The sequence below is a fragment of the Bacillus sp. S4 genome (genome assembly GCF_040838205.1).
In the GTDB taxonomy this organism is placed as follows: domain Bacteria; phylum Bacillota; class Bacilli; order Bacillales; family Bacillaceae_G; genus Bacillus_A; species Bacillus_A cereus_U.
Genome location: NZ_JBFPJI010000357.1, coordinates 1 through 3,118, shown reverse-complemented (window position 1 = coordinate 3,118; position 3,118 = coordinate 1). Strand labels below are relative to the sequence as shown.

Below are 3,118 nucleotides of genomic sequence, written 5' to 3'. Positions count from 1 at the left end.
TTTCTGAAATATATAAGTTTCTTTTTAATATACGATTTAAATATGGTCCTAATTTCACTCCGCATATGAGGCGATCTTCGCTATCTTCAACAATTGGGAACATTTCTTTTTCTGTTACATATTGATCTACGGCCTTTTGTACGATATCAATTTCTTTAACTAGGTTTAAATTTTCTTCTGTATGTTCAAATACTTCAAGCGTTTCCTTCGTTATCAGAAAAAAATTTGTTGGAAATGCAGGTAAATAAGGCTTTAACAAATCATAATTTACTGTGTAATCATCATTTACTAAGACTGTATAAACGATATTAGCATTCGTTTCTAAAAACTTAGCCATCGCTTGTTCTAATTCATCTTTCGTAATTTCCCTATCTTCTTTTCCAGTTCTGAAAAAGCGAAACATCGTATCGCCTCCTTTTTACTATATTATAGCATAAAAGAAAACTGAAAAATTATAAAAAACTCTATTGAAAGAATTTTTCGATAGAGTTTTTCTTTAATCAATTTATGTTTATTTTAAGAATGCACTTAACATCCATACATGTTGTTCTAATGTCGTATGAATTGCTAATAGCATATCAGCTGACGTTTCATCACCAGCTTCACCAGCTACTTCCATACCTTCTTTTAATTCTTGAATAAGTGCAGAAAAATCGTTTACTAAAGTTTGTACCATTTCTTCTGCAGACTCTTTGCTTGTCCCTTCGATTACAGTTGAAGTTGCTAAATACTCTTTCATTGTCGCTAACGGTTTTCCTTCTAACGCTAAAATACGCTCTGCTAACTCATCAATGTACGTTCCTGCTTCATTATAAAACTCTTCAAATTTCTCATGTAATGTAAAGAAGTGTGGTCCTGTCACATACCAATGATAATTATGCAGTTTCACATATAATACATTCCAGTTTGCTACCTGCTTGTTTAATACTTCAACAACATTTGTTTTCGTACTCATACAATCCACTCCTCTTATCATGTTACTATCTTTTAATAACCTAACTTCATTTTACCATATATCCCCTATTCTTCCGAATGAACAGCTTATATGTAACAAAGTTTTAACAACCTTAATATTTCCCTAATATCATATAATTCATGTATCCTTTCAACTACTTCATATGTCTAATTGTCCAAGCTCACACATATGCATAATAGTAAGTTAAGCTCATCATAGAAGAAAGAGGGATAACATGGACAATCAACAATGGCAAGTAGCAAAGAAAGTCGCTGCTACTTATATCGGAACGGTCGTTGGAGCTGGATTTGCTACTGGGCGAGAAATTGTTGAATTTTTTACAGTTAACGGATTGTACGGGACCATCGGCATATGTATAAGTGGATTTTTTTTTATTTGGCTCGGTACAAAAATGATGTTACTTTCATCACAAATCGGGGCATTTTCAGCGCAAGAATTTAATAAATATTTATTTGGAGATGTATTTGGAAATGTCGTAAATACTTTATTATTACTCGTATTATTTGGCGTAACTAGCGTTATGTTATCAGGAGCCGGGGCAGTATTTGAAGAACAACTCCGTCTCCCGAGACAACTTGGTATTTTCATCACAGTCATCGCCTGCCTCATTATTGGGAGCCGGGGGTTACAAGGTGTTTTTGAAGTGAATACACTTGTCGTACCTATTATGATGATTTTTATTATCGGACTTGCTATTACAACCTTTATTCATGGTACAACTCCTATTATTGAAACTGTTCCTACAGAAAGTTGGAATATGAAATGGATTACTAGCCCTATTACATATGTCGCATTAAATCTTTCTCTCGCCCAAAGTGTTCTCGTCCCATTGGCCAGTGAAGTAAAAGATCGAAAAGCTATTTTATGGGGTGGCATTTTAGGAGGCGCGGGGCTTTGCTTTATTTTATTATGTAGCCATTTAGCAATATTATCAGTTGATCAATTTTATCAATATAACATCCCAATGGCTGAAGTTGTAAGAAGGTTTAATGCAACTTTCCATTTTTTCTTTGTTCTTATCATTTTTGGTGAAGTATTCACAACATTAGTTGGGAATATATTCGGAATGACAAAACAAATGCAATCCATTACCGGATGGAAAAGTAATAACATTATTTATTTCATATTACTAATTAGTTATTGCTTTAGTTTCATCGGATATAGTGAATTACTTCATATTCTATACCCTATTATCGGTTGGGTGAGCATCATTTTACTACCGATTATTGCCTTTAAACAACTTCAAAAAACATGAAAAAACATCCGTGTATACGGATGTTTTTTCATGTTCATTCACAGTCTTCACATACTTCCCAGTACGGCCCCATTTCTACTGCAAGGTATGGCTTTAATTGCAAACGAATCATTCGACTTGGCATGCGTTCTAATACGAATTGAATGCCGTCTTCTTCTTCATCCAACTCAACTTTTGAAATAGCAATTCTTTGCATAGTAGTAATAGGGCTTCCATCTTTATATAAAGTGATTTTCACCTCATCATACTCATTAAAATACAATTCAACATTCATTTTCTTTTTTAACATTTCATCAACAATTTCATAATTATCATTTTGTTCCTGGATTATATATTTCCAGCCGCCTCTATCTAATTCTATCGGAGTAGCTTGGAATAATGTCATCAAATCCTCGTATAGCATAAGATAACCCCTCTCTTACTAAAAACGATGAGTATTTTATATACCCTTTATCTCTATCACTATCCATGTTTATTGTACCATATATCACGAATCTTACTGCATTCATTTGCTTTATATACACATACAAAACATATAGTATTTTCAGTTCACTCTCTATTCACTAGTACGTCCTCTTACTGATAACTTATCACTTTCCTTATTTCCTACACACTACTTATACATCTAAAAAAACCACAAAAAAGAAGAGTAATTTATATCACTCTCCTCATAAGACTTTTCCTGTAGCTGCTAATGCTAACACTATAATTAAACTTGCAAATAATAGTGATACAATTAAACTAAAAATCGGTAATATTTTCTTTTCATTCTTCTTAAATAATAACCTTAAACTAAGAATGATATTTAATGGAACAAATATAAAATAAAAGTATTTAGCTATTTCTAATGAGCTATTTGAAAGTGTTTTAAATACAAACACTTCAAT

Annotated in this window: 5 protein-coding genes; 1 reads left to right on the top strand and 4 read right to left on the bottom strand. The window is 32.4% G+C overall.

The features are described from left to right. Nucleotides 1-403 (bottom strand): DUF3939 domain-containing protein (locus AB3X48_RS20005; RefSeq protein WP_367959855.1); only part of this gene is annotated, 403 nt, incomplete at its 3' end. Nucleotides 404-511: 108 nt separating this feature from the next. After that, nucleotides 512-955, bottom strand: a complete 444-nt coding sequence (locus tag AB3X48_RS20000) for a Dps family protein (protein WP_002200786.1) — start codon at nt 953-955, stop codon at nt 512-514. Between the two features lie 235 nt (nt 956-1,190). Between AB3X48_RS20000 and AB3X48_RS19995 the strand changes: the two genes are divergently transcribed. Beyond that, nucleotides 1,191-2,231, top strand: a complete 1,041-nt coding sequence (locus tag AB3X48_RS19995; protein WP_002158216.1) for a YkvI family membrane protein — start codon at nt 1,191-1,193, stop codon at nt 2,229-2,231. Between the two features lie 34 nt (nt 2,232-2,265). Here AB3X48_RS19995 and AB3X48_RS19990 read toward each other — a convergent pair whose 3' ends face one another. Further along, nucleotides 2,266-2,634: a DUF3979 family protein gene (locus tag AB3X48_RS19990; RefSeq protein WP_002158217.1), complete on the bottom strand. Its 369-nt coding sequence runs from the start codon at nt 2,632-2,634 to the stop codon at nt 2,266-2,268. Nucleotides 2,635-2,899: 265 nt separating this feature from the next. Next, nucleotides 2,900-3,118 (bottom strand): hypothetical protein (locus tag AB3X48_RS19985; protein ID WP_367959854.1); only part of this gene is annotated, 219 nt, incomplete at its 5' end.

What these genes read in the sequence shown, in the direction of transcription:
- AB3X48_RS20000 (WP_002200786.1), bottom strand. Translation starts at nt 955, where the DNA reads ATGAGTACGAAAACAAATGTTGTTGAAGTATTAAACAAGCAGGTAGCA.
- AB3X48_RS19995 (WP_002158216.1), top strand. Translation starts at nt 1,191, where the DNA reads ATGGACAATCAACAATGGCAAGTAGCAAAGAAAGTCGCTGCTACTTAT.
- AB3X48_RS19990 (WP_002158217.1), bottom strand. Translation starts at nt 2,634, where the DNA reads ATGCTATACGAGGATTTGATGACATTATTCCAAGCTACTCCGATAGAA.